The 25,234-nt window shown below is 34.9% G+C and carries 24 protein-coding genes; 7 read left to right on the top strand and 17 right to left on the bottom strand.

Features of this window, described 5'->3' with window-relative positions; translation table 11 throughout:
- Positions 1 to 33: 33 nt before the first annotated feature.
- Genes CHJ_RS00870 through CHJ_RS00805 form a run of 14 tightly spaced genes read right to left on the bottom strand, consistent with a single transcriptional unit; the run spans position 34 to position 13,541 of the window.
- Positions 34 to 1,962 (bottom strand): polysaccharide biosynthesis protein, encoded by a 1,929-nt coding sequence (locus CHJ_RS00870; protein ID WP_317916642.1) that lies wholly within the window; start codon positions 1,960 to 1,962, stop codon positions 34 to 36.
- Between the two features lie 15 nt (positions 1,963 to 1,977).
- Positions 1,978 to 2,712 (bottom strand): hypothetical protein, encoded by a 735-nt coding sequence (locus tag CHJ_RS00865; protein WP_317916641.1) that lies wholly within the window; start codon positions 2,710 to 2,712, stop codon positions 1,978 to 1,980.
- 30 nt (positions 2,713 to 2,742) lie between these two features.
- Complete coding sequence (locus CHJ_RS00860) at positions 2,743 to 3,918, bottom strand: DegT/DnrJ/EryC1/StrS family aminotransferase (RefSeq protein WP_317916640.1); 1,176 nt, start codon at positions 3,916 to 3,918, stop codon at positions 2,743 to 2,745.
- A gap of 18 nt (positions 3,919 to 3,936) precedes the next feature.
- Positions 3,937 to 4,545 carry an acetyltransferase gene (locus CHJ_RS00855; protein WP_317916639.1) on the bottom strand — a complete coding sequence of 203 codons (609 nt, stop codon included), beginning with the start codon at positions 4,543 to 4,545 and terminating at the stop codon, positions 3,937 to 3,939.
- Entirely contained in the window at positions 4,542 to 5,135 is a 594-nt protein-coding gene (locus CHJ_RS00850; RefSeq protein WP_317916638.1) for a sugar transferase, read from the bottom strand. Before CHJ_RS00850 ends, CHJ_RS00855 begins: the two co-directional genes overlap by 4 nt.
- Positions 5,132 to 6,262, bottom strand: coding sequence for a glycosyltransferase family 4 protein (locus CHJ_RS00845; RefSeq protein WP_317916637.1), 1,131 nt, complete (start codon positions 6,260 to 6,262; stop codon positions 5,132 to 5,134). Before CHJ_RS00845 ends, CHJ_RS00850 begins: the two co-directional genes overlap by 4 nt.
- Before the next feature lie 4 nt (positions 6,263 to 6,266).
- The gene (locus CHJ_RS00840; protein ID WP_317916636.1) at positions 6,267 to 7,454 is read right to left on the bottom strand and encodes an oligosaccharide flippase family protein; all 1,188 of its coding nucleotides are present in this window, start codon (positions 7,452 to 7,454) and stop codon (positions 6,267 to 6,269) included.
- Positions 7,447 to 8,250, bottom strand: a complete 804-nt coding sequence (locus tag CHJ_RS00835; RefSeq protein WP_317916635.1) for a polysaccharide deacetylase family protein — start codon at positions 8,248 to 8,250, stop codon at positions 7,447 to 7,449. The genes CHJ_RS00840 and CHJ_RS00835 overlap by 8 nt, the downstream gene beginning before the upstream one ends.
- The gene (locus CHJ_RS00830; RefSeq protein ID WP_317916634.1) at positions 8,240 to 9,313 is read right to left on the bottom strand and encodes a hypothetical protein; all 1,074 of its coding nucleotides are present in this window, start codon (positions 9,311 to 9,313) and stop codon (positions 8,240 to 8,242) included. Before CHJ_RS00830 ends, CHJ_RS00835 begins: the two co-directional genes overlap by 11 nt.
- Entirely contained in the window at positions 9,303 to 9,965 is a 663-nt protein-coding gene (locus CHJ_RS00825; protein ID WP_317916633.1) for a hypothetical protein, read from the bottom strand. The genes CHJ_RS00830 and CHJ_RS00825 overlap by 11 nt, the downstream gene beginning before the upstream one ends.
- Positions 9,966 to 9,969: 4 nt before the next feature.
- Positions 9,970 to 10,809, bottom strand: a complete 840-nt coding sequence (locus tag CHJ_RS00820) for a GT-D fold domain-containing glycosyltransferase (RefSeq protein ID WP_317916632.1) — start codon at positions 10,807 to 10,809, stop codon at positions 9,970 to 9,972.
- Positions 10,790 to 11,743, bottom strand: a complete 954-nt coding sequence (locus tag CHJ_RS00815; protein WP_317916631.1) for a glycosyltransferase family 2 protein — start codon at positions 11,741 to 11,743, stop codon at positions 10,790 to 10,792. The genes CHJ_RS00820 and CHJ_RS00815 overlap by 20 nt, the downstream gene beginning before the upstream one ends.
- A gap of 5 nt (positions 11,744 to 11,748) precedes the next feature.
- On the bottom strand, positions 11,749 to 12,846 hold the full coding sequence (locus tag CHJ_RS00810; RefSeq protein ID WP_317916630.1) for a glycosyltransferase: 1,098 nt from the start codon (positions 12,844 to 12,846) through the stop codon (positions 11,749 to 11,751).
- Positions 12,843 to 13,541 carry a hypothetical protein gene (locus CHJ_RS00805; RefSeq protein ID WP_317916629.1) on the bottom strand — a complete coding sequence of 233 codons (699 nt, stop codon included), beginning with the start codon at positions 13,539 to 13,541 and terminating at the stop codon, positions 12,843 to 12,845. Before CHJ_RS00805 ends, CHJ_RS00810 begins: the two co-directional genes overlap by 4 nt.
- A 1,362-nt stretch (positions 13,542 to 14,903) precedes the next feature.
- Between CHJ_RS00805 and rfaD the strand changes: the two genes are divergently transcribed.
- The 7 genes from rfaD to CHJ_RS00770 all read left to right on the top strand — a co-directional run bounded on the left by rfaD (position 14,904) and on the right by CHJ_RS00770 (position 22,708).
- Positions 14,904 to 15,845, top strand: coding sequence for an ADP-glyceromanno-heptose 6-epimerase (gene rfaD, locus CHJ_RS00800; RefSeq protein WP_317916628.1), 942 nt, complete (start codon positions 14,904 to 14,906; stop codon positions 15,843 to 15,845).
- Between the two features lie 97 nt (positions 15,846 to 15,942).
- On the top strand, positions 15,943 to 16,920 hold the full coding sequence (gene lpxM / locus CHJ_RS00795; protein WP_317916627.1) for a lauroyl-Kdo(2)-lipid IV(A) myristoyltransferase: 978 nt from the start codon (positions 15,943 to 15,945) through the stop codon (positions 16,918 to 16,920).
- A 1-nt stretch (position 16,921) separates the two neighbouring features.
- Positions 16,922 to 17,953: a lipopolysaccharide heptosyltransferase II gene (gene waaF, locus CHJ_RS00790; protein WP_317916626.1), complete on the top strand. Its 1,032-nt coding sequence runs from the start codon at positions 16,922 to 16,924 to the stop codon at positions 17,951 to 17,953.
- Positions 17,941 to 19,230, top strand: coding sequence for an O-antigen ligase family protein (locus CHJ_RS00785; RefSeq protein ID WP_317916625.1), 1,290 nt, complete (start codon positions 17,941 to 17,943; stop codon positions 19,228 to 19,230). The genes waaF and CHJ_RS00785 overlap by 13 nt, the downstream gene beginning before the upstream one ends.
- Entirely contained in the window at positions 19,214 to 20,509 is a 1,296-nt protein-coding gene (waaA, locus tag CHJ_RS00780) for a lipid IV(A) 3-deoxy-D-manno-octulosonic acid transferase (protein ID WP_317916624.1), read from the top strand. Before CHJ_RS00785 ends, waaA begins: the two co-directional genes overlap by 17 nt.
- Complete coding sequence (locus tag CHJ_RS00775; RefSeq protein WP_317916623.1) at positions 20,506 to 21,480, top strand: polysialyltransferase family glycosyltransferase; 975 nt, start codon at positions 20,506 to 20,508, stop codon at positions 21,478 to 21,480. The genes waaA and CHJ_RS00775 overlap by 4 nt, the downstream gene beginning before the upstream one ends.
- Before the next feature lie 43 nt (positions 21,481 to 21,523).
- Positions 21,524 to 22,708 (top strand): glycosyltransferase, encoded by a 1,185-nt coding sequence (locus tag CHJ_RS00770; protein ID WP_317916622.1) that lies wholly within the window; start codon positions 21,524 to 21,526, stop codon positions 22,706 to 22,708.
- Positions 22,709 to 22,766: 58 nt separating this feature from the next.
- On the opposite strand, the gene CHJ_RS00765 is transcribed toward CHJ_RS00770, so the two are convergent.
- From CHJ_RS00765 to CHJ_RS00755, 3 genes are read right to left on the bottom strand one after another with little or no spacing between them, the layout of a single operon-like run.
- Positions 22,767 to 23,537: an oxidoreductase gene (locus tag CHJ_RS00765; RefSeq protein ID WP_317916621.1), complete on the bottom strand. Its 771-nt coding sequence runs from the start codon at positions 23,535 to 23,537 to the stop codon at positions 22,767 to 22,769.
- On the bottom strand, positions 23,534 to 24,223 hold the full coding sequence (locus tag CHJ_RS00760; protein ID WP_317916620.1) for a cytidylyltransferase domain-containing protein: 690 nt from the start codon (positions 24,221 to 24,223) through the stop codon (positions 23,534 to 23,536). The genes CHJ_RS00765 and CHJ_RS00760 overlap by 4 nt, the downstream gene beginning before the upstream one ends.
- Before the next feature lie 2 nt (positions 24,224 to 24,225).
- Entirely contained in the window at positions 24,226 to 25,206 is a 981-nt protein-coding gene (locus CHJ_RS00755; RefSeq protein ID WP_317916619.1) for a Gfo/Idh/MocA family oxidoreductase, read from the bottom strand.
- Positions 25,207 to 25,234: the final 28 nt, after the last annotated feature.

The raw sequence follows: 25,234 nt of genomic DNA, 5'->3' as shown, positions 1-25,234 counted from the left end.
TAATTCGATAAGTCAGACAATAAGTTATCAATATCATTCCACGTTAGATACAATATTCTTACTATTTTCTTGCCAAACCAAGTCGCCAATATCATCAACAGGAGTGAAACCCGCAGGTGCATCAATCAGCAACTGACGGATTTTTTCATGTTCAAAATTGTGGCAAGCTCGATCAAGATCATCTATTAATTGTTTATATTCATCCAGAGGAAGATAAGATTCATTTGCGGTCATAATTCGTTGATGGGCGGTTTGCTTAACATCGTCACCTATAAGTAACTCTTCAAACAACTTCTCTCCCGGCCTTAACCCTGAAAATTTAATTTCGATATCACCATACTCATGCTCATCATCTTTAACTTCCAAACCCGACAAGTTAATCAAATTTCTCGCTAAATCGACTATTTTTACAGGTTCACCCATATCAAGTACAAATACATCACCACCTTTTCCCATAGCTCCTGCTTGAATCACAAGTTGAGCAGCCTCAGGAATAGTCATAAAGTATCGAATAATATCTGGGTGAGTTACGGTTATTGGGCCACCAGATGCAATCTGTTTTTTAAACAGAGGGATAACCGAACCAGAAGAGCCGAGTACATTACCGAAACGTACCATACAAAATCGAGTTCCAGAAACTTTATTATTCTCTTCAGCGGCTAATGCTTGTAACCCAAGTTCAGCTAACCGTTTAGTGGTCCCCATGACATTAGTAGGTCTAACCGCTTTATCTGTCGAGATCAAAACAAATGATTCTACATTTGCTTCAATCGCAGCTCTAGCAGTATAAAAAGTACCGAAAACATTGTTGCGAACCCCCTCCACTACATTATGCTCTACCAGTGGAACATGTTTATAGGCAGCAGCATGATAGACCGTCTGAACGTTAAACGCCTTCATCGTAGCAGAAAGCCTATTTATGCGTTGTACAGAACCAAGCAGGGGGGCGATTTCGATATCTAGTGATTGAGACTCAACAAGTAGACGCAACTCTCTATCGATTTGATACAGACCAAATTCAGACAATTCAAATAAAACTAAGGTTTTAGGTTTCTGTTGAACAATTTGCCGACAAAGTTCAGAGCCAATTGATCCACCAGCGCCGGTGACCATAACCACTTTATCTTTGATATTGGCTTCCATTAAAGATTGTTGAGGAGCAACAGGATCTCTTCCCAATAGATCGTCTATCGCCACATCTTTAAGTTCGTCAATATTAGCCTTTCCTGACACAATATCACCCATATCAGGAATAGTAAGTACCTCCGCTGGTAAGTGGACTAAGGTATCAAGTATCTGTTTTCGTCGTTCTCTTGAGACGCTAGGAATAGCTAATAATATCTGATTGATTTTATTCTTATTCACTAGTTGACTGGCTGCCTCCACTGTATGGACTTTGAGCCCAAGAATAACTGTGTTTTCTAATGTTTTATCTTCATCAATAAAAGCAGTTACACGATGTGTCTCTGAAGAACGTAACGCCAATGCCAGTTGTCGCCCGGCCGCACCAGCACCATAAATGAGCACTTTATTTTTATCTTTTGAATAACTTTGAGAGACCAAGGTTCGAACTATTAGCCTAGAGCCACCGCATAATAAACAAAGGTAAGCGCCATAAATAAGAGGAACTGAACGTGGAATTGGTGCATCAAAAAAATATGCAAGTAAACCAACAGATGCAGTAGAGATTAAAGTTCCTACACTAATAACAGCAAGCGCATGAAATGTTAAATAACGAAGAATGGCTCTATATAACCCTAACCGGATAAAACAAGACAAAGTAATAAGCAGTGTCCCAGTAACAACACCATAAGTAACAGAGCTTGAAAATAGTTTTATATCACCAACTCTTGTCCAATAAGCTGTATGAATTGAAAACAAAACAAACATAGCGTCAATAAACATACTTACTATACGTTTGTATTTTCTAGGCAATGTTAAAAAATTAACAGCTATTTTCATAATTAAAAATCGTTACTATTTATCTTTATTAATAAAAACGAACCTAAAAAACAAAAACATATAAGATAACACTCCTCCTAGAATGAAGAACAAGAGTGAAACCACGTGTTTATTGGGAGAAACCTCTTTTATATTGTCAATTGGAAAAGATAGAACATCTATTAATTCAACACTCGAATTAGAAACCAACTCACCCCTATACTTCTCATCCATGAAAGCATTAATAAATAGTTCATCTGAACTAGCTAACCGTTCTTTCTCAATAAGACTTTCGTAAGTAGAGATGGAATTATAAATTCTTTTTTTCAAGAATTTTTTAACAAGCTCATTAATACTGTCAAGATATAGTTGTACATTTTTTTTTGCCACATCGGGCTGCTCTCTTTCCTCTCCGATTATTATTACATTATTATTAGATAACCTGACAAAAACACCATTGAGTTCTCCTTGGTTCAAGTCATTTTCAAGTTCCACACTTTTTTTTGCAACTGGGCTATTTAAGTATAAGACATGCACTAAGGGCTTAATCCCTTTGGTTGAATTTGCAGAGCTGTAAGCATCATTATCAAATATAAATGAAGCTTTAACTTCATAACGAACAGGTAAGTTATTCACATATAAAAAAGATAGAAATGAAAAAACACAACAGCTGAAAAATATAATATATTTACCTTCCCAGAATAAATAAATCAAATCTTTTAACTCTAGATAATATTCATCTATATTATTTTTATTCTTATTCTTATTCATTCTAGCCTCTTTTTATAAACGCCCCAGCACCTATTTAGATGCCATATTCAAAATTTCATTCATTGTGTAGCACATTAATTTAACTTCACTCTCTGATAGAGTAGGGTGAACTAAACACATTATACTAGTTTCACCTAATTTTTTAGCATTAATTAAGCGCTTGGTAGGTCGCCACCCTGTATCATCAAAAGCTTTTTCTAAATAAACTTCGGGGCACGAGCCTTGATATACGGGAATTCCTCTAGCATTTATCTCATGAATAATTTTATCTCGTGACCAGCCAAGTTTCAGATGCTCCGGTCTAATGAAGAAGTAATGTTTGTATTCTGCATGTCGCATATATTCTGGAACAACAACTATACGTACAGCTTTTATATGCATTAGAGAATTATCAATGTCGTTTCCTATCTTTCGCCTTCTTTCCGACCAGTCATGCATTTTTTTTATTTGAATCCGGCCTATAGCCGCTTGCATTTCCGTCATTCGAAAATTTGAACCAAACGTATCATGAAGCCACCTAAAACCAGCAGCATGCTCTTGATTATATACAGCATCATAACTCTTTCCATGATCCTTATAAGCCCACATCTTTGACCATAGCTCTTGATCATTAGTAGTGACCATTCCTCCCTCTCCTCCCGTCGTCATTATTTTATCCTGACAGAAAGACCAAGCACCTATATGGCCTATAGTACCAACACTTTTCCCTTTATATAATGCGCCATGCGCTTGAGCACAATCTTCTATAACATAAAAACCGTATTTAGCACTCAACTCCATTATATCCGTCATTTCTGCTGGCATTCCCGCTAGGTGTACTACAATAACAGCTTTAGTATTAGGTGTTATTTTAGCTTCTATAGTCTTCGCCGTTATATTCTGGCTGTTCAAATCCACGTCAGCAAAGACGGGATTTGCACCTGCATTAACAATAGAAGAAGTAGAAGCTAGAAAAGTGCGAGGAGTAGTAATAACTTCATCCCCCTGTTCGATATTTAATGCTTTCAATGCAATATCTAAAGCAAGAGTTCCATTCGCAACAGCAATAGCAAAAAGGCTCCCACTCCATTCAGCAAACTCACTTTCGAACTTACGGCACTCATCACCAGTCCAGTAATTAACCCGATTTGATTGCAAAACCTTAGTAACAGCCTCTATCTCTTCCCGAGTATATGAAGGCCATGGCGATATCGATACTTCCAACAAAATATTTTCCTATTAACTTTAGAGCTGTTTAATTTCTTTAGCTGGTACACCAACAACGATTTGACTTTCCATAACTGAATGAATAACCACCGAACCAGCTCCGACTATAGCATTTGAGCCAATATCAATATTATTAATCAATGTAGCTCCGATACCAACCCAAGCAAGAGAATTTAGTTTTACATTTCCTGCAATTCTAACTCCAGGACTGATATGCACTCCTTCCTTCACCATACAATCGTGATCTAAGCTGGCAGAAGTATTTATAATAACTCCCTTCCCGATATGGCAATTTGAACTTATAACTGCTCCAGCCATTACAACGCTGCCAGTTTCAATCAAAGATGATTGACTAACAATCGCTGCAGGATGAATTAATTTAGCAAGATTCACTTCATATTTTTCAAGCTCAAGCAGCTTCTCGAGTCTAGTGGAATTATCACCTATAGCTACAAAAACCCCGGAATACTTATCTACGTTATCATACAATAATTGAGAGTTTCCTACTATGTTAGAATTCACAACATAATCATCATAATAGTCTATTTTGTTATAACCTGTAAGTAATGCTATCTCACTAACTACACTAGCGTGCCCCCCAACTCCCAATATAGCTAAAGTGGTCATTTTTTATTCCCTTTAAATGAGTCAACTGTAACATTATTTTCGGATGTGATGCCTTCTCTAATTAAAACTTTTTTAATTGTCAAAAATAAAATTTTAATATCTAGCATAAAACTTTTATTTTCAACATACCAAGTATCCAGTTTAAACTTTTCATCCCATTCAACAGCATTCCTTCCATGAACTTGCGCCCATCCTGTAACTCCTGGTTTAACATTATGCCTTTTCCTTTGTTCTTCATTATACAGAGGCATATATTCTTCTAAGAGAGGCCTAGGTCCAACTAAACTCATTTCTCCTTTAATCACATTTACTAGTGAAGGTAGTTCATCTAAACTAGTGGATCTTAGAAACTTCCCAAACCTTCCTAGCCTTAAGTCATCTGAAAGAAGTTTGCCTTCGGAATCTCGTGAATCTGCCATTGTTCTAAACTTTATAAGTTGAAAGCTTCGGCCATAAAGACCCGGCCTAAACTGTCTGAAAATGATAGGAGAACCAAGCTTAAATCTTATTAATAGAGCCAAAATAAACAACACAGGAGAAGTTATAACTAAAACAAACAAAGAAACAACCACGTCAAAAATACGTTTCATATATCACCTTTTTGCTCGTATACGCTTAACACTTGATCGATAACACTGCACTCCCGATAATGGCTAGTTACCAAGTCTCGCCCTTTTTTTCCGCAAGTTTTTTGCAGCTCAGATGACTCAATCATCTTTAAAAGATTCAAGGCCCATTCCGTTTTACTATCTGGTGAAGCTAATAGTCCGGCACCGGTTTTTAATAAATCTTTACAACCCCGAATATCGCTAGCTAAGATAGGTTTCTCATTACACATAGCCTCTAATAAACACCTAGGAAGACCTTCTCTGAATGATGACAAACTGACTATATCACTAGCTGAAAGCAATTCTGGAATGTCATTTCTGTACCCTAAAAACATTATGTATCGCTCAATACCATTTTCGATCGTATAGTTGACAAGCTCCTCTTTTAATAAACCATCACCAACAACAACATATACAAAGTTTTTCATGGTCATATTATTAGAAATAATTTTATTAATTGCACTCAAAACAATCATTTGATTTTTGTTCTTGTTTAGCTCCGCAATATGCAGAATACAAACAGAGTCATCATTAATACCAATCTCATCCCTCGTGAGCCTTCTGAGGCTTTCATTATGTTTGTATACTTCAACATTAACGCCAATCCCATAAAGTCTCGAAAGGCATATCTCAGGGACTATTTTATATCTTAGAGCTGATTTATAATCATGTTCATTAATGACAAATAGATGATCAGTACAGAGACCTGCGACTTTCTCTAATAAGATATAAAAAAAATTTAAAATCTTACTATTTCCTTCAATAAAATGAAAACCATGAGCAGTATAAAAAACTTTTGTTTCACTTATTCCTATCAACGCAAATCTGGTAATTAAAGAAGCAATTGGAGTGTGCACATGTACTATGTTATAAGAATTATTTTTAACCAGTTTTCTCATTTGAAAAAAGGACTTAATATGAGAAATAAAATCAATTGGTCGTCTTGAAAAATCAATATGGTAAGTGTTTTTATGGTTTTCTAACGAAAAATCATTACCAATATTAGTAGCAATATCAACTTGCCAACCTTTACTCTGAAATGAAGCAGCATAGGGTAACAAAAAAGCCTTTGCTGTTTGAATGACAGTAGTAACATGTAGTACCTTCATTGAGTTACCTTTGTAAATAGGAAATATACTTCAAAAAAAACATAGATTGAAAAAATTGTCGAGCGAACAACCCCAAAATAACATAAGAATAATCATCCAACATTAAAGCAACCTTCAATATTAGATAAACCATAACTAGTGAAACAAATGAGTATAGTATATACAAACTAGTTTTACTTAATGCATAAAATTTTTGTATACAATAATATTCCAACGAACCACTAACTATCATCAAAGATGAAAAGAAAACGACTATAATATCATAAGTATAATACTCACCAAAGACCAAAGGAAGCAATGGGTATGAAAAAACCACATACAGCAAGCTTATAATAAAAATAATAGCAAGAAGCTTTGGTAAAAGAAATTTATTCTTATTTATGTCACTAGAAATTAACTTTCTGTAAAACAATGGAAAAAATGCATCAATCATTCTTGCTATCTCTAAAGGAAACATAATAAGAATAGCGTAAAGTGCTAACTTTTCAGCACCTAAGTTTGAGTGAATTAAAATTTTATCTAATGAAAATGCAAATGTTGCAATGCAACTTGCAAAAGTTGTTTTAATCGCATCAGAAACTTGCAAATCTTTAAAATTATTCTTATTAAAAGCCCTTCTTAATATTGCAAGGTTAATAAATACAGTTGGGAATGAAATACTAAATAGATACAAAGGAAAAACCCACAAAGGATCTATAGAGAAAACATATATAAAAATGGAAAGCGCAAGAAATATAACCAATGAAGCTAGCTTATTATAAAGAAACAGGCTGAGGGCTTGGATCTTTAGTCTAATACTAATAAGATAATTTTTGTAGCTTGTACAAGTATCAAAAAATGGCAAAAAAATGACGACTGAAAATAGATAAAAATCTAACGAATGATCGCTATTAAAATAAACACTATAGAAAATCAGTAATAAAGAGCCGACTAGCCCACCAAACATCCTAACAAGAGTAACAGATTTTAGAGATATTTTTTTTCTATTTGGAGCGCTACTTAACACTATGCCATCATAAGTAGGTAAAGTTAACGCCATTAAGATAGGAATTATTGACATTACATATCGCATATTTCCAAAATCTTCAGGAGACAGCAGTCGAGCAGAGTAATACATCATAAAAAGTGATATTGACGCATTTACTACTTGGTTAACACCAACTTTAGATAAAAGTTTAAAATAACTATACATATTTTATAAGCTTTCTAACTCTAGAAGATATACTAGTTAATACTTCGTCAAAGCCTTCAATAAAACCACAAGTAACATAGTATCCTCTCATACCTATATTTGTTCGCTTAATCTTATAAGGGAACTGTTCATCAGACAAGAACCCAGAATCAGATGTGAACGCAAAGTCAAAATTCAACCCCTTAATTATATCTATACTGTCACTATTATATCTACCATATGGATAGGTAAATGCTTTTATTTTACAACCCAATTTTTCTTCCAAATATAACTTATCATTACTAACACAGTTAACTTTATTTAAGTAAGATAAGTTATGACATATCATATCAACATGTTCTAATCCATGAGAGGAAATTAAAACACTCGAAGAGTTAAGTTCATTAAGTTGTTGCCAAGAAAGAGCTTTCTCTGGCCATGTATTTATATGGTTTTTGCAGTATGCAAACGAGTCTTTCTTATCTAAATTCATAAAATCAGAGTTGATTGATAGAATAGGTGATATATTAAAACTATTAAATATAGGCCTTCCATAAGTAAACCAAGATTCGTAACCGTCATCAAGAGAAAATATTAAGTTAATTTTTCTTTTATCTATATTTCCAGAAATATAATCCTCAAAAGAAATGAAATTATATTTTCTGCTTAGTTTATTAATTACCTCTTCAAACTGAACTGGATTATCTATATGATGAAATACAATTATCTTCGTTTTACCAAAGTGTTTCTTCCTTGGAAAGAAATAACTAAGAAAATATAGTGAAGCGATCAATATATATCTAAATTTACTTTTCATAGTTACCTCTATATATAATATTCACTATTTTATTCAGTACAAAATCTAACTCAGTAGTATCGACAACAATGTGACTGTCATATTTAACCATCTCAATAATGGACTTTTGACATAAATCTATTTCGTGAATAGAAAGTTCTTGCTTTCTTTTATAAACGATTTCAGGCTCTGCATGTAGGACTACAAATAGATCGGGTTTAGGAGTAAATTTATAAATGAGCTTATTAACAGCATGTAAAATACCGACAGCATGGATTGAAGAGCGATTAGTGCCAGGAAACCTATCGATTAAAACATTAAAACCTAATGTAGAATAAAAACCTACCTTAAACCGTCGAATTAAGTTCTCAATAAAGAATAAAATATATAAAAATCGATTAAATGGAGAAGGGATTTTAAAGAGAAAGTTATAGAAAGGTTGAAAAACAAAAAACCAGTCTCCCATATAAATAATTTTATTTGCTGTAGTTAATCTGATTTTGTCAATTAAATAACTTTTTCCAGAACCATCTGGCCCCAAAAAAGCGAAACTCTTCCCTTTAAATAAATTATTCTTAACAAACCTTATCCTTTCGCTCATTTGAATGTCAAAGCTTGTACGTTTACATTGCCTTTTAAGGTCATTAAAGTCAAAAGGTATAGGAAGCTCATAATTAACTAGTGAACAATAATTCTTATTACTAAAAAAATCAATAATAAGTCTTTCGTCTTTTATTTTTTTGCCTTTCAAAAAACACTTTATATCTTTCGAAAGTAATGGCTTCCTCCCTAATAATTTATGACCTGTATGAGTAATTAAAAATCTTTTTCCTAACCTTTCTAACTCATCAAACCTAGAAAATAAATCTAAAATATATAGTTCACCACATTCAAACTTCATTGCAACAAGCTTGTTATCGCATTTATAAGAAATAACGAAATCATATTTCTTCAATAAATATTTAACATTGACGAGCTCTTCTTTGGGAACATAGATATCAATATCAGAGGGAGCAGAAATTATATCACTATGAGCTACAACTCCATTTAATGACAATATTTCAGAATATAACTTAGATATCATTATACAATGCTCCCATTACAATAAAAGTTGAAAAAAAACCATATATACAACCCTTTATAAGGCCTATTTTTGATTTTCTATTGATATTAGAAATCCTAAGAAATACTCTAAAGTAATCTCTTATTGATAAACTGATTTTATTAGCTTCTGTATAGCCTTGATATGCATAAGAAATAAAACTCGTTATTTTTCTATATTCATATAGAGATCTCTTAATTCCATAAGATATTGGTAAACTTGTTAGAAAAAAGACAACCTCGACTTCTTTCCTACCATAGAGGTAAGTCAGGTCAAATCCAATAACCTCTGGAGGGTGTGCATCGATTATAGATAAACCTTGTTCATAACTATAGAATAAATTATGTCCGACATAATCTCCATGTAAAAGGTTCTTCTTACTATGAATTAAGCATAACGCCTTTCCAGATTGGAATAATGCCTCTTTAGCCAAACTAGATTCAGTCTGTTTGCAAATTATTTTAGTGATACTTTCAGGAAGAGTAACAAACTCGTAAGTTATACTTTTATTATCGTAACAAATTGGCTGAGGAAAAATGTAATATCCTGAGCAGCATTTTAAAATCTCCATAGAGTGCTCATAGAGCTTCTCTACTTCTTTTTTTGAGAGACAACCAAAATCTTTTACAAACATTGATTCACACTTCATTTTTTGCATGTTTAAACATATGTCCTGTATCCCATACAACAACTTTTCCAAGCAACTCAAGAGCTATAATTCCTGCGGTAGGTCCTAAAGATGCGAGAACGATGGTAGACTCTTTACTCAATTTATTATTTTCCATACAGCTAATAATATCCTTGACTATGCTATTTTTCTTTTCAAATGCATTAATCTTTCCACATTCCACAAAAAAATTTCTCTTCCCTAAAGATACATTACTTAATTTTTCTACATTACCTGTTGCTATAATTACATTTTTTTCTGATAAATAACTTCTTAACATATTCCAGTCAAAGTCATGAGATGAAAACGGAACAAACATTCTACAATCACCATAAGCTTGACCTTTATTCAAGTACTTATATAGTATTGCTCTTGTGTGAATCCACATCCCTCTACAAAAAGGTTCATTTAATTCTGCACCATTATCACTTAAAAAGTACCAATTAGGCGTAATAGCAACCAATAACCTGCCATCAGACGAGGATAGAACTTTTTCCATTGAATATATAAGCTCTTTAGAGTTAGATTGCTCCCAATCAGAATCTGGTGGATATTCGCCATAGCCGAGTAACTGTTCAAATTCACCATCATTGAACCTAGCTAAAGAGCAATTATTCTCAATTAGGTGGCATAAGCTTTCGTTTGGTGATAAAAATTTAAAGTCATTATAATACTCTGAATAATCTTTGTTACTCCATCTATAATATAAATTTTTTTTGAGCCAGTTCAGAAGCGAAACTGGATTATAATAAAACTGAGTTATGCGAAGAAAAGGATACCTTCCCAAAAAACTAATTTTTCTTATAGACATAATTATTTATTTCCTCTAATGTTAAATTTTCATTAATATATAAAAACTTGAGCGCGTTATAATACTCTGAGCATAGTAAATCAAGCCTGTATTTTCTAAAATCCAACATGAAATTAGCAAACATCCCTAACATAAACCTCAAAAAACAATAGTATTTGGGAATATTTCTCTTAACATTGAATATTTTACGCCAAACCACATATCTATATAATATTCTCATTCTCAATACAATGTCACTTGCACTACCACTAGACTGATTTGCATCGTGAATTACACTAAGTTCGGGTAGTATAAACATATCGCCTAATTTGTTATTGGTAATTTCACATCCAATATATAAATCTTCGCAAAATGACCATTGACGAAATTCAACAGGAAAATCAATCTCAAATAGAACTTTCCTTCTATAAACCATATTACATCCAAACAACCAATCAGCTTTTGTGATTACTTTTCTATTTTCTCCTCGGACATAGTCTCCCCAACCTGATAGCAATATTCGATTCCTATTTCCAGAGCCATATATTCCCAAGGTACGTCCGATTGCTGTTTTGAATTTTGATTTTTCCTGATAAGGTTTATTTATGTAACCACCACCAATTCCTGCACAGTGCTTATTCGCCTTCATAAAGCTTACTGCTACTTCAAAGTAGTTGTTTCTCAATTCAATATCATCGTCAAGGAAAAATACTATTTCTCCACTTGATAACAATAGCCCATCATACCTAGCTCGTGCTAATGACTTATAATCAACCTTAACTAATTTAGTTAACTCTCTAATATTATCAGGCAAATCATTTTCAGAAAAATCACTACTTCCTTGCTCCAATATAAAGATCTCATCAGGCTTATAACTCTGAATTGAGATATTTTCTATTAATTTATAAACATGTTGTTTTCTGTTTAAAGTAGAGATTATCACTGACAATTTCATATTATTTACTTCTTATTTAGATACACTTTTAACCAACGCCCAACAATAGAGTCCAAACAAAAATTTTCCATAACTCTTAGCCTTCCTTTTTCTAATATGTAATTAAGTTTTTCTTCTTCCATTGTGTATACTTGATAAATAGCATCGGCTAGCTTAGTTGAATCATTTATAGGTACAGTAATCCCAACTTCTCCTGCTACTTCTGGAGCACCTCCACATTCAGTAATAACAATGGGACACTTGCAAGCCATCGCTTCTGCTACAACCATACCAAATCCTTCCCATCGAGAAGATAAGACAAAACAATCCGCAGCCGACATATAGTTTTCAACATCATGAGTTTGCCCAATAAGTCTAACATCATCAACCAAATCCAACTGAATGATAAGTTCACTTATATCATCCTTCAAGTGACCATCTCCAATTATTACCAATACAACAGGCAATTTTCTACGTTTAAGGTGCTCTAAACATCGAATTAAGTTAGGGTAGTCCTTTGCCTCCTTAAAACTTCCAACCGCTAATAACATATACTGTGAATCTGCTATATTGAGCTTATCTCTAATAGTTTTTACTATTGATTTGTTTTTTTTCTGAAAGCGATTTAGATCAATACCATTTTCTATGCATATCATCTCGTTAGATCTAACCACGGAGTCACATTCAAATTTTTTTATACCACTATGACTCACATGACTAAAAACGTCACATAAACCATTTGTAATCCGGTAAAAAAATTTAATTAGTCTTCCACCTTCAATATTACTATGAGCTGTACATACCAAAAACTTTATTCTAGTAAATAATCTACATACTCTAACTATTAAATTGGCATGAACCATATGGGAATGAACTACATCAGGTCTGTATCTTATGATTACTTTTCTTATTCTTAATAAAGAGACCAAAAAACTAACTAAATTTTTTTTCATATCAAGGCAAGTAATACACACCTTATTCGACTCAGGCTTAATTATAACCGGATCAACTAAAGAAATTATATGAACATCATGATCCAACATAACAAGTTTATCTACTATATTTTTTAGTTGTATTTCCGCGCCACCCACTCCAAGCCCGGTTATAATATATAAAATTTTCATTTTATTTTCTTCATAACATAACAATAATGATTTTTACTGACTAAGAAGTCAAATTGTGAAGCTAAGGAATATAACTGATTTTCTGTAAGGCCAAATCCTGAATCAAAATAAGAAAGACCATTGTATCCCACTAATAACTCTCCATTCAACTTAAGAAGTTTATTATAATTTTCTAACATTCTATAAAAATGAAACTTGCAGCAAGCATAAGAGCTTAGGTCATTATCTACTATATAGTCATATTCACTACCTGTAGTTAAAACATCATCTGAATACTTATTCATCAAATGAACAAAGTAGCTATTTTCAATTTGTTCTGGAAATTTTTGTTTTGCATTGCAAATCTCGTTGCTTACAATAGTGACTCCATGAATTTCCACACCTAAATCATCTTTAAAATGAGAAAATAGACTGCTGTTACCAATGCCAACTTGAAAAATTTTCATGTTGGTACTTTTTCCATCTAAGTAGTCTTGAATTTTCATCAAGTCCTTTGTGGTTTTTCTTTCAACCCAATCACCATCAGAATAAAATATTTCAGAGGTATTTATTTTACTACATTTACTTTTAAAAAAAGCATATCTATACCTTAATAGAACTTTATAAAGGAAATTAGGAGAGAGTTTTTTAAGCTTATGTGCGATTATTTTTAATGATACTTTCTTTTCTTTATTAAATTTTATTACCGATTTCATAACATAACCTTTCAAATATGACTTGATCCTATTTCACTTTCGCTATATTCAACTCGACGTGAAAACAAATACATTACTATTAAGTCAAAAAAGATAAACGATGTGAACACCTCATCTTTAAACGAGTGTATAAATAGAAATATCGATATTGCTCCAAGTGTTCTGCATGTTTTCATTTCTAGCGAAGCAAGACAAAGCAAAGCGAAGAAAATAAATACTAATGATGGGAATCCAGACTGTAGATACCATCGAGTATAGAATGAATCAACCCCGCCTCTAGGATGAAACCGATGATACCCATTTCCTAAAAATGTTTCATGTAAGCTACTAGGCAATTTAAAGAAACTCATACTTCCTACTGTTGAATTATCTTTTGTCAAGTCCAAGGTCGTCAAAACGATTATTGCGCTTTTCATTCGATTATAGTGTGACTTAGATATATCAAGAGAAGAGTACTGAACTATCACAGTAGACAATAAAGAAATACCAAATATCACCATTAAAATCTTAACCATCTTGTATTTATTTTTAACAAAGTTATAAAACCATGTCATTAAAAAATATAAGAAAAAAAAACATAAAGAATATTAACGTTGTTCTTGGACCAAAAATGACACCAGGAAGAATAAAAACTGGAACAATTTTATTGTATTTAACCTTCCTATCATATAACGAAAATATAATAGCAATAATTGACAATAACCCGCTCGTTTGCGAACTAGGAAAAAAACCACCTTTCCTAAAAACTTCATAGTCTGTACTTTTATCATACCCATACATACCTCCATATTTTAAAAATGAAGGTAACATGTCCATTGACATAATTTGTTCAAGCACTTGAAAAAACACCAACAATCCATTAAAGATAGCAAAGCAAACTATAAACTTAGAAATAGTAACCCTATTAAATTTATGTCTAAAATAGTAAATCAAAAAAGAAGAAAACAACAATCTAGTTGAACTTATAACTCCCTGAAGAGAATTCAAATTGATAATGTAAGATATAGCACACCAACATAAATTAACAGTGAGAAATAACAACAATAAAATTTTCAAACATCTTTCTAAGCTAGACTCACTTAAGTAAATATAACTCATCAAACCATTCCAGAGTTTAATATAAAAATCACTTGATAAATTTCATAAAACATAAATATTTAACCTACACTTCCCTCGTTTTGACTTTTAAAATCAAATATATACTCACACTAAATCAGTTAATTATAACGTATATACCTAAATGATACCACACTAAAACCAGAATTAGTTTTACTTTATAGCTATGTATTACTAAAATGGTTCTTTCTTATTAAGAAGAACTACATTTTCAATGTGTAAAAACCAAAACTGAGAGTAATACATATGATTGTTGTAACCGGCGGTGCTGGCATGATTGGCAGCAACATTGTCAAAACACTTAACGAGCAAGGCTATACCGATATCCTTGTGATAGACAACTTAAAGAATGGCAAAAAGTTTAAAAACTTAGTTGATCTTGATATTACCGACTACATGGATCGTGACGATTTTCTAATGCAAATAATGGCTGGTGAGAATTTTGGCCCTGTTGAAGCAGTATTCCATGAAGGTGCTTGTTCTGCCACCACTGAGTGGGATGGAAAATATATGATGCTCAACAACTATGAGTATTCTAAAGAGCTTCTTCATTACTGCTTAGAGCGCGAAATTCCATTTCTATATGCCTCATCAGCCGCTACTTATGGCGAAACGACAACGTTTATCGAAGAGCCTCAATACGAAGGCGCCTTAAATGTTTACGGCTATTCAAAACAGCAGTTTGATAACTATGTTCGCCGTCTATGGGCAGATGCTAAGCAGCATGGCGAATCACTCTCTCAGATAACAGGCTTTAGATACTTCAATGTCTATGGCCCAAGAGAACAACATAAAGGCAGTATGGCCTCAGTAGCTTTTCATCTAAACAACCAGATGAATGCTGGCGAAAACCCCAAATTATTTGATGGCAGTGAAGAATTTAAGCGTGATTTTGTCTACGTTGGTGATGTTGCTGAAGTAAATTTATGGTTCTGGAAAAATGCTCAGTCTGGTATCTTTAATCTAGGCACAGGAAATGCGGAATCTTTTAACGAAGTAGCCAAAGCGGTGATCAAGCATCACGGTAAAGGTGAAGTAGAAATCATCCCATTCCCAGAGCATCTAAAAGGAGCTTATCAAGAATATACCCAAGCTGATCTTACAAAACTAAGAGCTTCCGGTTGTAATATAGAATTTAAAAGCGTTTCAGAAGGTGTTGCTGAATACCTTAGTGTTATAAATAACTAATGCAGTGATAAAAAGGTTGACTTGCTCTATCTATTCAACCTTTTTATTTATGTTATTCTTGCCTAACTTTTCACATCAACAATCTATGAGCCATTGAGTGACCAATTCTCGAAACGACTTTGACCCAAAAACCTATAGCCCAACCTTTCAATGGCGTTTTATCTCCCCTAAGAATTGGGCCGCATGGATATTTGTTTTTGCAGCTTTACCTATTGCCTTACTGCCCAATAAACTACGGTGCTCTATCGCTAGATTGGTTGCTAATATAATGCTAAACAAAGCCAATGGTGCTAGTCAGAGAGCATGGGTAAACCTAACCCTCTGTTTTCCAGAAAAAAATGAACAGCAAAAACGAGATCTTATCAGAGATGGATTTACTGCCGCGGGTAGTTACTTACTTGGATTTGCATCATTAACCCTAAGAAGTAAAAAATGGCTAATCGACAACAGCATTATTAATGGATTAGAAAACCTGACGGAACATACAAAGAAAGGTGAAAATGTCATTCTTCTGGTCCCTCACTCATGGACTATTGATATTCCTGCCATTTTATTAGCTTCTAAAGGACTTCCAGTTGTTGGCTTTGTCAAACAACAAAAAAGTGAAATTCATGATTGGCTAATGCATAAGCAGAGAATTCAGTATGGGGGAAGAATCTATGAAAGGCAGTCAGGAATAAAACCGTTTGTCAGGTCTATCAAGCAAGGCTATCTTGGTTACTATCTTCCAGATCAAGATCATGGTAGAGAAAATAGCGTATTTGTTGATTTTTTTGCTACTACAAAAGCAACTCTACCGGGCTTAGGTAAAATGGCTAAAATAAGCAAAGCAAAAGTCATTCCTATTTTTTCAGCATACAATGTCGAGACGGGTAAGTTTGAAATAGATATTTATCCAGAACTAGAAGATTTTCCAACAGGATCAGAAGAAGGCGATGCTAGAGCAACAAATGCCTATATTGAGTCTGTTGTTAAACAGAAGCCAGAACAGTATATGTGGAACCTATCACTGTTGAGAACACAACAAGATCACACTAATCCGTATAAATCTGACATAAAACTCGAGAGGAAGTAGCATGCAAAAAATCCTAGTAATAGGACCTTCTTGGGTCGGTGATATGGTGATGTCACAATCGCTTTATATAACATTAAAACAGCAATCCCCCAATTGTCAGATTGATGTAATTGCACCTAAATGGTGTAAACCCATTTTAGAGCGGATGCCTGAAGTAAACCAAGCGATAACTATGCCATTCGGACATGGCGAATTTAACTTATCTGGTCGAAGAAAATTAGGTAGGTCTTTAATTGCTAACCAATACTCTCACGCTTTTGTGCTACCTAATTCAGCTAAGTCAGCTTTAATACCTTGGTTTGCAAACATACCAAAACGTATTGGTTGGAGAGGTGAATATCGCTATGGACTGCTAAACGACATCAGGAACAATAAAAAGAGTTTTCAATATATGGTAGAACGCTATGTGGCTCTGGCACATAGTAAAAATGACATGATTAACTCAACCTCTCTAGGAGGATTAGAGACATTACCCATACCAAGGCTTTCGATTAATAAACAGAATCAAATCACAACACTAAATAAATTCGCACTTACAACTGAAAATAAGATCATCGGTATGTGCCCAGGCGCCGAGTTTGGACCTGCGAAGCAGTGGCCAACAGAGCATTATGCAACCGTTGCACAGCAGATGGTACAAAATGGATATCAGGTTTGGTTATTTGGTTCAGAAAAAGACAGAGAAACAACACTATCCATAAGAAGTCAGGTATCAATAGAGTTACAAGATAAAGTCATCTCTTTAGCAGGAGAGACTAGCTTAATCGAAGCAGTGGATTTACTAGCGACATGTCATACTGTTATCAGTAATGATTCAGGATTAATGCATGTTGCCGCTTCAGTCGGATGCCGAGTGATTGGACTGTATGGGTCTACATCACCAAATTACACTCCTCCATTAGCTAAAGATGTCCATATTCTTCATACCAATATAGAATGTCGACCTTGCTTTAAAAGAGAGTGCCCTTTAGGTCATCTAGATTGCCTTAAAAAACTATCACCTAACAGAGTTATAGAGATATGCCAGCAGTAAAACCTCAACATTTCTTTTTCATCCCGCTACTGAGCGTTTTTACCTTTGTTTTTGTTGGTATGGATAACCATAAGTTACTACCTTACATCTATATAGCGTCAATATTAGCCTGCTTGCTATTCGAACGAAAACTCAGGCCTCAGTGGAACACATCAGCAACTATCATTTTAGTTGTTATCTGTATATTCTTATCTATAAAGCAAATTCATGACTTTAGTTCAAGTTCTATTAGAATTATCATATCCACATTTATATTGCTACTCTTTTTCCCTAGAAATATTCTAAATAGAACATCCCTTAGTGTTCTGATTTTATTGTCCGCTGTATTTTCTTTATCTTACTTAACTTATCAACATCATATATTAGGGCTTGTAAGAGGTTGGAGTGTTAATCCTATTATACACTCTACTTTCACAGCATCGTTGCTTGCTATCGCTTTCTATTTTTCACTTTCATCTAAAGGGAAAATTGCCAGAGTTAATTTTGCATCAAGTATAATTCTTGCTTATTGTATAAATTTGTCAGCCACTAGAAGTTCTTTATTATGTTTTTTAATTTCAGGCATATTTATTGGCTATCAATTATTTAGACATCAATCAGTATCATTAAAAAAAACAAGCCTATACTACATACTAATAACTTTAATAATTTCAGCTAACAGCATGTTTATTGACAGAATAACAAATACCATGTCAATAACAAAAAAAACAGAAGAAGCAATAGTCATTGAACATAGACCTAACCACACTATCTCTAATAGTTCACCACATAAAACATCTAACAGCTTATCTGATGTGGTACAATTTGGAGTTAATACAAACTATAGGATTCAAGCTTGGTTAGCAAGCATCAATATAATAAAAAACTCATTCCCTTTGGGCACAGGTAAAAATATAACACCACTACTTGAAAAAAACCTCACATCACCATCATCTATATTATCGACAGTACCTTTTCATCATTTTCACAATCAAATTATTAACAGCTTAGCTTTCAATGGCGTGCTTGGACTAGCATTTGTTCTTATATTATTAACCTATCCTATTTTTTGCCACATCAAATATAAAAATGAAGCCAGTATTATTTTTGCTGCAACATCAATTGTTTACATAGTTGCCTCAATAACAGACATTCCACTAGGAAACAAGCCTACGCTATGTTTTTACCTCACAATGTTTATTATTTACCAGCATTACGATCCTACTCACAGCAATATCGGTAACAAGCTAGCCATCAACAATAACTCTGAACATTTAGACCATGCTAGTCATATATAATTTTATATTACTACTACTCTCACCTTTCATCCTTCTACTACTGGCGAAGGAAGGAAAAAAAAGTAACCGGCAGTTTTTTCGCTGGGGAGAATATTTCGGTAGAACGCCACCACCAATTAGCAAAGGTATAACAGTAAAGAAAAAACCAATATGGATTCATGCGGTTTCTGTTGGTGAGTGTATTGTTGCCATTCCTATAATCAAAGAATTAAAGGCTAATAATCCAAACCAGTCGATTGTAGTAACGACAACAACAACAACTGGAGCGGTTTATATTGAAAGCTTAGGTGATCTTGTTGAGCATCGATACATGCCTACCGATTTCGGTTTTGCTATTAGGGGGTTTCTAAAAGCGGTATCCCCGAAAGCACTATTTATTATTGAAACCGAACTCTGGCCTAATACACTTCATAATGTCGCTAAAGCCAATATCCCAATAGTTATTGTCAATGCGCGCTTATCTGAAAAATCTAAAAATAGCTACGCGAAGGTCAAACCGTTATTTCAGAAAATGTCTCAATATATTACTCAAATTATCTGCCAATCCCCTGACGATAAGACACGGTTTATTGAGTTAGGCGTTAACAAGGAAAAGCTTTCAGTTTCTGGTTCCATTAAATACGATATAAGTATCCCGAATGACATAGCGCCACTTGCAAGTAACTTACGAGCTCAATTAGGTGAAACAAGACCGGTATGGATCGCTTCAAGCACTCATAAGGGAGAGGACGAAATACTATTGCAAACTCACCAGCTATTGCTCGAAAAATGTCCTGACGCGTTGCTAATTATGGTTCCTAGGCACCCTGAAAGATTTGATAAAGTTTATACTCTCAGTAGCGAGTTCTTTACAACTATACGTAGAACATCTAAAGATAAGGTCAACGAATCTACACAAGTTTACCTGGCAGATACTATGGGAGAAATGTTGATGTTATTGAGTTCAGCAGATGTCTGTTTTATGGGTGGCAGCCTACTTGGAGACAAAGTAGGAGGGCATAATATGTTGGAGCCAGCAGCAGTAGGGCTACCAACAATCACTGGGGCTAGCTATTACAATTTTAAAGATATAGCCAACAAACTTATCGAAGAACAAGCATTAAACGTATGCTCATCACCTATCGACATCAGCGATAAACTGTATCAATTGTTCACTGATTCAAGCATATATAACAGAATGAAAGACGGAGCCAAAAAGGTGGTTCGAGAAAATCAAGGTGCACTGGGAATAACTATCCATATTCTTCAGCAAACATTGACTCAGGAGAGCAAGCTATGAACGTTTTTATAGTCACATCACCTTTTCAATATATTTGCGCCAACGAAGCTCGACTTGCTTACAACAGCAAAGACAATACTCTAATTCTTATAGAACAAGATAATCCTGCCGGAATACAGCAGATGGCCGCTATTCTGCAAGAGGATAACTGGGATTCAGTACTTCGTTTTCCTCGAAATAAAAGAACTACCACCATACCAAAAATAATTAAATCAATAACAGCAATAACAGCAATAAGCAATAACGCGCTCGATACTCTTTTCTATAGCGAATACAATGCTTGGCGTACTAAGCTATTGATGAGAAACCTTTCATTTAAAAAACATGTGTTTTTTGATGATGGAACCATGACGTTCGCTGATTATTACGATCATATTGAACCGAAAAAAATATACCACCGCTCACGATGGTTTCAAGACTCTCTGTTACGTCTCCAAGGTATACAACCTATAGGAGAAATTGGTCTATTTAAAAATACAGAGCTATTTTCTATATTTTCTTTTCCTAACTGTATCTTAAAATACAAAGAAAATAAGTTGTTAACGCTTCAACTGGCAGCTGAAGAGAAGAGAGATGAACACCAAATCAATGATATATTCATAGGGCAAGGCTGTATTGACGAAAAAGGACACGCTAGCCTAAATGAATATCTAACCCAAATTGAGCAAGCATCTCGAAAAAGCAGCCTTAATCTCCTATATATTCCTCATCGAACAGAAGCAGCGCATGTAACTCAGGCCATTAAAAAACTAGCGAATATTCGCTACCACCAGCCTCAATATCCCATTGAGATCGAGCTCATCAAAACTGGTATACAGCCAAACTGCATCTTCGGTTTATCTTCTACAGCACTTTATACACTATCTAAAATATACCCCAACTCATCCATTCAGCTAATAGAACAACCCGAACATATGAGCAAGAGTGTTAATCGAGTACAGAAATACTTACACGATTATTTTTTAAAATAAGTATAATCACCTCATTCACGATTATCTACAAGTAAGATCCTTTATGAAAATACTGCAGGTTATGGTTCACGGCTCTGCACATGGCTATGCTGGTGGCACCCAAAAAGTAATGGTTGAACTAGGAAATAACCTCTCAAAAAGAGGGCATGAAGTTACAACTATCTACAATGATACAAAAGCTGGTGAGTTGTTTTTTGCTGCAGACCACGACGCTAAAATAGTGAACCTCTCAACTGAGATTAAAGGTCCTTTCCATCATGTTTATAAGTTACTAAGAGAATTAACACGTCCACTAAGGGAGAATAAGCTCGCACCTTACTTTCCTGATCCGGTCCATAGAGAGAAAGCAAAACGTTTAGCCACACCAGTTGGTAAATTTATTGAGCAGTTTCAACCAGAGATTATATTTGCTTATGGCATCCAAGATTTGAACTCTATAGTATGGGGTCACGGTGCTGACACCCCAATAATACATATGACTCATAGTGATGTGAATGTTTATTATCAAGGGCTCAGTTTTTTTGATAGAAGACGTATTCAAAAGTGTGCTGCAGTACAAGCCCTACTTCCTGAATTTGCAAATACACTAGGAGAATTATTAAATATAGATGTCGTATCGATACCCAATATTGTTACTCCTCCTACACAGTTCGTCAACCTTGGTATTAATAAATCAAGAAAGCGAATAATGATGCATTCTCGTTTGGACAAGAAAAAACAACAGCATATGTTACTTGAAGCATTTGCTTTAATTAAAGATGAATTTCCAGATTGGGATGTTGCCATTTTTGGTGGTGAAAGCACCAAAAACTACACTAAAAAATTGCAATCGATCATTGCCGAACATCAAATGAACAACAGAGTATCCTTATCGCCACCAACTTCAAATGTAGAAAATGAACTCTGCAAATCAGATATTTTTGCTTTTCCGTCGATTCATGAAGAAGGTTGGGGATTAGTACTAACAGAAGCAATGTCTGTAGGTCTTCCGTGCATTGGTATAAAAAACACAAAAGCAATTAACTACCTTATCACTACTGAAAATGCTGGGTTAGTTTGCAATAATGATATTGTCGAGTTTGCACAGCAACTTCGTACTTTGATGGCAGATACTACATTGCGTCAAACCTATGGAAATAATGCCAAGCTAGGTATGAAAAAGTATTACTCAAAATCAGTGTGCGAGCAATGGGAAGCATTGATGGAAAAGATGGTTAACCATCACTAGCCAACTCTCAATCGAGTTTACAGGCTTAGCACTGTAAACTCGACTTCCTACTTAACTGCTACAAACTAAACCCATCATCAACCACAATATTCTGTCCGGTCACGTACTTAGATTGTTCAGATAATAGATACAGAACGGAACCAACCATCTCTTCTACATCAAGCATGCCTGCTCCATGTGTATTCTTCTTATAAGCTTCAAGAAACGCGTCGGGTTGATGGTCAAACAGCCCTCCAGGACTGACACAGTTGATTCGAAATCGGCTATCGTTAATGTAGGCAGCGGCATATTTATTTAGATGAAGAAGCGCAGATTTAATGGCAGCATACTCCACTGGCATAGTCATTGGCGTATTGTCATAAATATCAAACTTTGGCGCAACCACGCCATAAATGGAGGAGATATTAACCAAAGAAAAAGGCGTTTTGTGCAGGTTAAAATAGGCTGCGCATTGTTGAGTAAACAAAAAAGCGCTGCCTAAATGCAAAGAGAGATTTTCATTGAAGCTCTCCAAAGTCACACCAAAAAAGTGAGCACCATACGTTTTGTTTCTTGGGTAAGTAGCATTTACAGCACCATCAATATCGCTAAACTCTGCTAAAAACTGTTTCACGCTATCACTATTGGTAATATCAAAAGCTTTCAATTGCAAACGAGTATTTGTTAAATCGACACTAAGATTGTTTAAACGCTCTTTCATTGTCTCAATGTTTATATCTGCAGCAATAACTTTACCACCTTGCGCCAATATACCAGCAACCAATCGACAACCTAAAAGGCCAGCTGCCCCTGCAACAATAATAGTTTTATCTTTTAATAAATTGTTCATTCTTCACCCTGAAGCAGTGCTTCTGCGAACTTAAAATCGTAAATGTCATCAATATCCACAGCTCTATGCTTAGGAACTTGAATACTGGTTACTTTTCCTGAAAATAGACCGTAGTTTGTCAGAACAAAGCTCGGCGTAGTAGCATACACCACGGTAGTAATGTCAAAAACATCCGGCGCATCCTGACGACGAGTCACCTTCTCGCTGGGTTGATTAACCAACTGAACAAAACCTTGTTCATCTTCGGCAACCATATTAAAAAATGGACTACGACTTGCTGGTGTCGTTGATATACAAATATCAGCACCTTGAGTAACCCGTTTATTGATTGCGTCTTCTACATCTTCAACACTTCGCAAAGGGCTAGTGGCGGGAAGGCTAACAAAACCATCAAACTCACCCACATTCTCATTCACCCACTCAATCGCATGTCGCCATGACAGCCACTCAGGGCTAGTGTCTGAAGCGAGTTCATCTGGCCGATCTATTACTGTGGCTCCACACTGTTTAGCCACATTAGCAATAGCCAGATCATCAGTAGAAACAAACACTTGCTGAATTGAAGGTGATGCTTTAGCGGTTTCTATGGAGTATTGTAATAATGGCTTACCCGCTAAAGGTTTAATATTTTTTCCCGGAAGACCTTTTGAGCCACCACGAACAAAAACAAACGCAAAATTTTTCATAGTTAATCGCTCACAATTTCAGATTTCTGCTTAATATCATCTATTAAGTAAATAGTTTCCGCTGCTTCAGTTACTGTTATACATTGATTGCTTTCACCTTTAATACTGTTAACAAAGTCTTCCAGCATCAGCAGGTACATTAGGTTTTTATCCCATTCCGGCTCGCTATACAGCACTTCAGTCCCTTTAGCGGTGCAGAGTAATACCTCATTACCAACTAAATCCCAATCAACCCTTCCTTTACTGCCAATAAAAGAGCACTGGCGAGAAGCTTTACGCTGTAAAAAATCCAGATGAACATGAGCGACTGCACCTTGTTCTGTTAACAGAGAAATATCGGCCATATCTTCAACATCAAGAGCTAGCTCTTGGGAAGAGCGTAGAATCGCATGCTGCAATGAAAGCGGTCCCAATAGCCAACGACTGTAATCAAGATCATGGCTCAGTTCCAGCAGTGCACCACCACCTAAGCTTGCATTAGCAGAAACACTATTACGAAAATCTTTTGTAGGTCTCCAATCAGGCAAATATTGACCAACGCTAACAAAGGCATTATACAGTGTACCTAACCCATTTTTGGAAAGTAGGTTCTTCACAACATTCGTTGAAGGTAAGTAACGCAGGCAGTATCCTACTGCGACAGGCGTATCTGGGTACTTTTCAGTAGTTTGAATTAACGTCTCAACGTCTGCTGCGCTGGCTACCACCGGCTTTTCTATAAAGGTCGCTACTCCAGACTGTATAAAGGGAATAGCATGTTGCTCATGACAAGTAGCAGGTGACGCGATAATCACCATATCTAATTGCTTTTCTATGAGCTCATCAATGCTAGCAACAATAGCATCACAGTCATTTACCTCTTCTTGAGGTTGTCGTCCACTGGCCGACATAGCGTATAAAGCCGCATTCGGAAACAACGTCTTTAAATTTCTGCGATGCCTTGTCGCTATGTTTCCAAGACCTATTACGGCAACTTTTTGCATTTATCTATCCATTTGTTAAACAGGCATA

Source organism: Vibrio sp. MACH09, assembly GCF_033238805.1.
Taxonomy (GTDB): domain Bacteria; phylum Pseudomonadota; class Gammaproteobacteria; order Enterobacterales; family Vibrionaceae; genus Vibrio.
The sequence above is the reverse complement of the archived record's forward strand: the minus strand, read 5'-3'. Positions and strand labels throughout refer to the sequence as shown.

Coding starts and splice junctions, on each gene's coding strand:
- CHJ_RS00815 (WP_317916631.1), bottom strand. CDS start 11,743: ATGAAATTGTCAGTGATAATCTCTACTTTAAACAGAAAACAACATGTT.
- CHJ_RS00870 (WP_317916642.1), bottom strand. CDS start 1,962: ATGAAAATAGCTGTTAATTTTTTAACATTGCCTAGAAAATACAAACGT.
- rfaD (WP_317916628.1), top strand. CDS start 14,904: ATGATTGTTGTAACCGGCGGTGCTGGCATGATTGGCAGCAACATTGTC.
- CHJ_RS00820 (WP_317916632.1), bottom strand. CDS start 10,809: ATGTCTATAAGAAAAATTAGTTTTTTGGGAAGGTATCCTTTTCTTCGC.
- CHJ_RS00865 (WP_317916641.1), bottom strand. CDS start 2,712: ATGAATAAGAATAAGAATAAAAATAATATAGATGAATATTATCTAGAG.
- CHJ_RS00835 (WP_317916635.1), bottom strand. CDS start 8,250: ATGAAAAGTAAATTTAGATATATATTGATCGCTTCACTATATTTTCTT.
- CHJ_RS00755 (WP_317916619.1), bottom strand. CDS start 25,206: ATGCAAAAAGTTGCCGTAATAGGTCTTGGAAACATAGCGACAAGGCAT.
- CHJ_RS00760 (WP_317916620.1), bottom strand. CDS start 24,223: ATGAAAAATTTTGCGTTTGTTTTTGTTCGTGGTGGCTCAAAAGGTCTT.
- CHJ_RS00845 (WP_317916637.1), bottom strand. CDS start 6,262: ATGAAGGTACTACATGTTACTACTGTCATTCAAACAGCAAAGGCTTTT.
- CHJ_RS00775 (WP_317916623.1), top strand. CDS start 20,506: ATGAACGTTTTTATAGTCACATCACCTTTTCAATATATTTGCGCCAAC.
- CHJ_RS00805 (WP_317916629.1), bottom strand. CDS start 13,541: ATGAAATCGGTAATAAAATTTAATAAAGAAAAGAAAGTATCATTAAAA.
- waaA (WP_317916624.1), top strand. CDS start 19,214: ATGCTAGTCATATATAATTTTATATTACTACTACTCTCACCTTTCATC.
- CHJ_RS00765 (WP_317916621.1), bottom strand. CDS start 23,537: ATGAACAATTTATTAAAAGATAAAACTATTATTGTTGCAGGGGCAGCT.
- CHJ_RS00830 (WP_317916634.1), bottom strand. CDS start 9,313: ATGATATCTAAGTTATATTCTGAAATATTGTCATTAAATGGAGTTGTA.
- CHJ_RS00785 (WP_317916625.1), top strand. CDS start 17,941: ATGCCAGCAGTAAAACCTCAACATTTCTTTTTCATCCCGCTACTGAGC.
- CHJ_RS00855 (WP_317916639.1), bottom strand. CDS start 4,545: ATGACCACTTTAGCTATATTGGGAGTTGGGGGGCACGCTAGTGTAGTT.
- CHJ_RS00840 (WP_317916636.1), bottom strand. CDS start 7,454: ATGTATAGTTATTTTAAACTTTTATCTAAAGTTGGTGTTAACCAAGTA.
- CHJ_RS00810 (WP_317916630.1), bottom strand. CDS start 12,846: ATGAAAATTTTATATATTATAACCGGGCTTGGAGTGGGTGGCGCGGAA.
- CHJ_RS00825 (WP_317916633.1), bottom strand. CDS start 9,965: ATGTTTGTAAAAGATTTTGGTTGTCTCTCAAAAAAAGAAGTAGAGAAG.
- waaF (WP_317916626.1), top strand. CDS start 16,922: ATGCAAAAAATCCTAGTAATAGGACCTTCTTGGGTCGGTGATATGGTG.
- CHJ_RS00850 (WP_317916638.1), bottom strand. CDS start 5,135: ATGAAACGTATTTTTGACGTGGTTGTTTCTTTGTTTGTTTTAGTTATA.
- CHJ_RS00770 (WP_317916622.1), top strand. CDS start 21,524: ATGAAAATACTGCAGGTTATGGTTCACGGCTCTGCACATGGCTATGCT.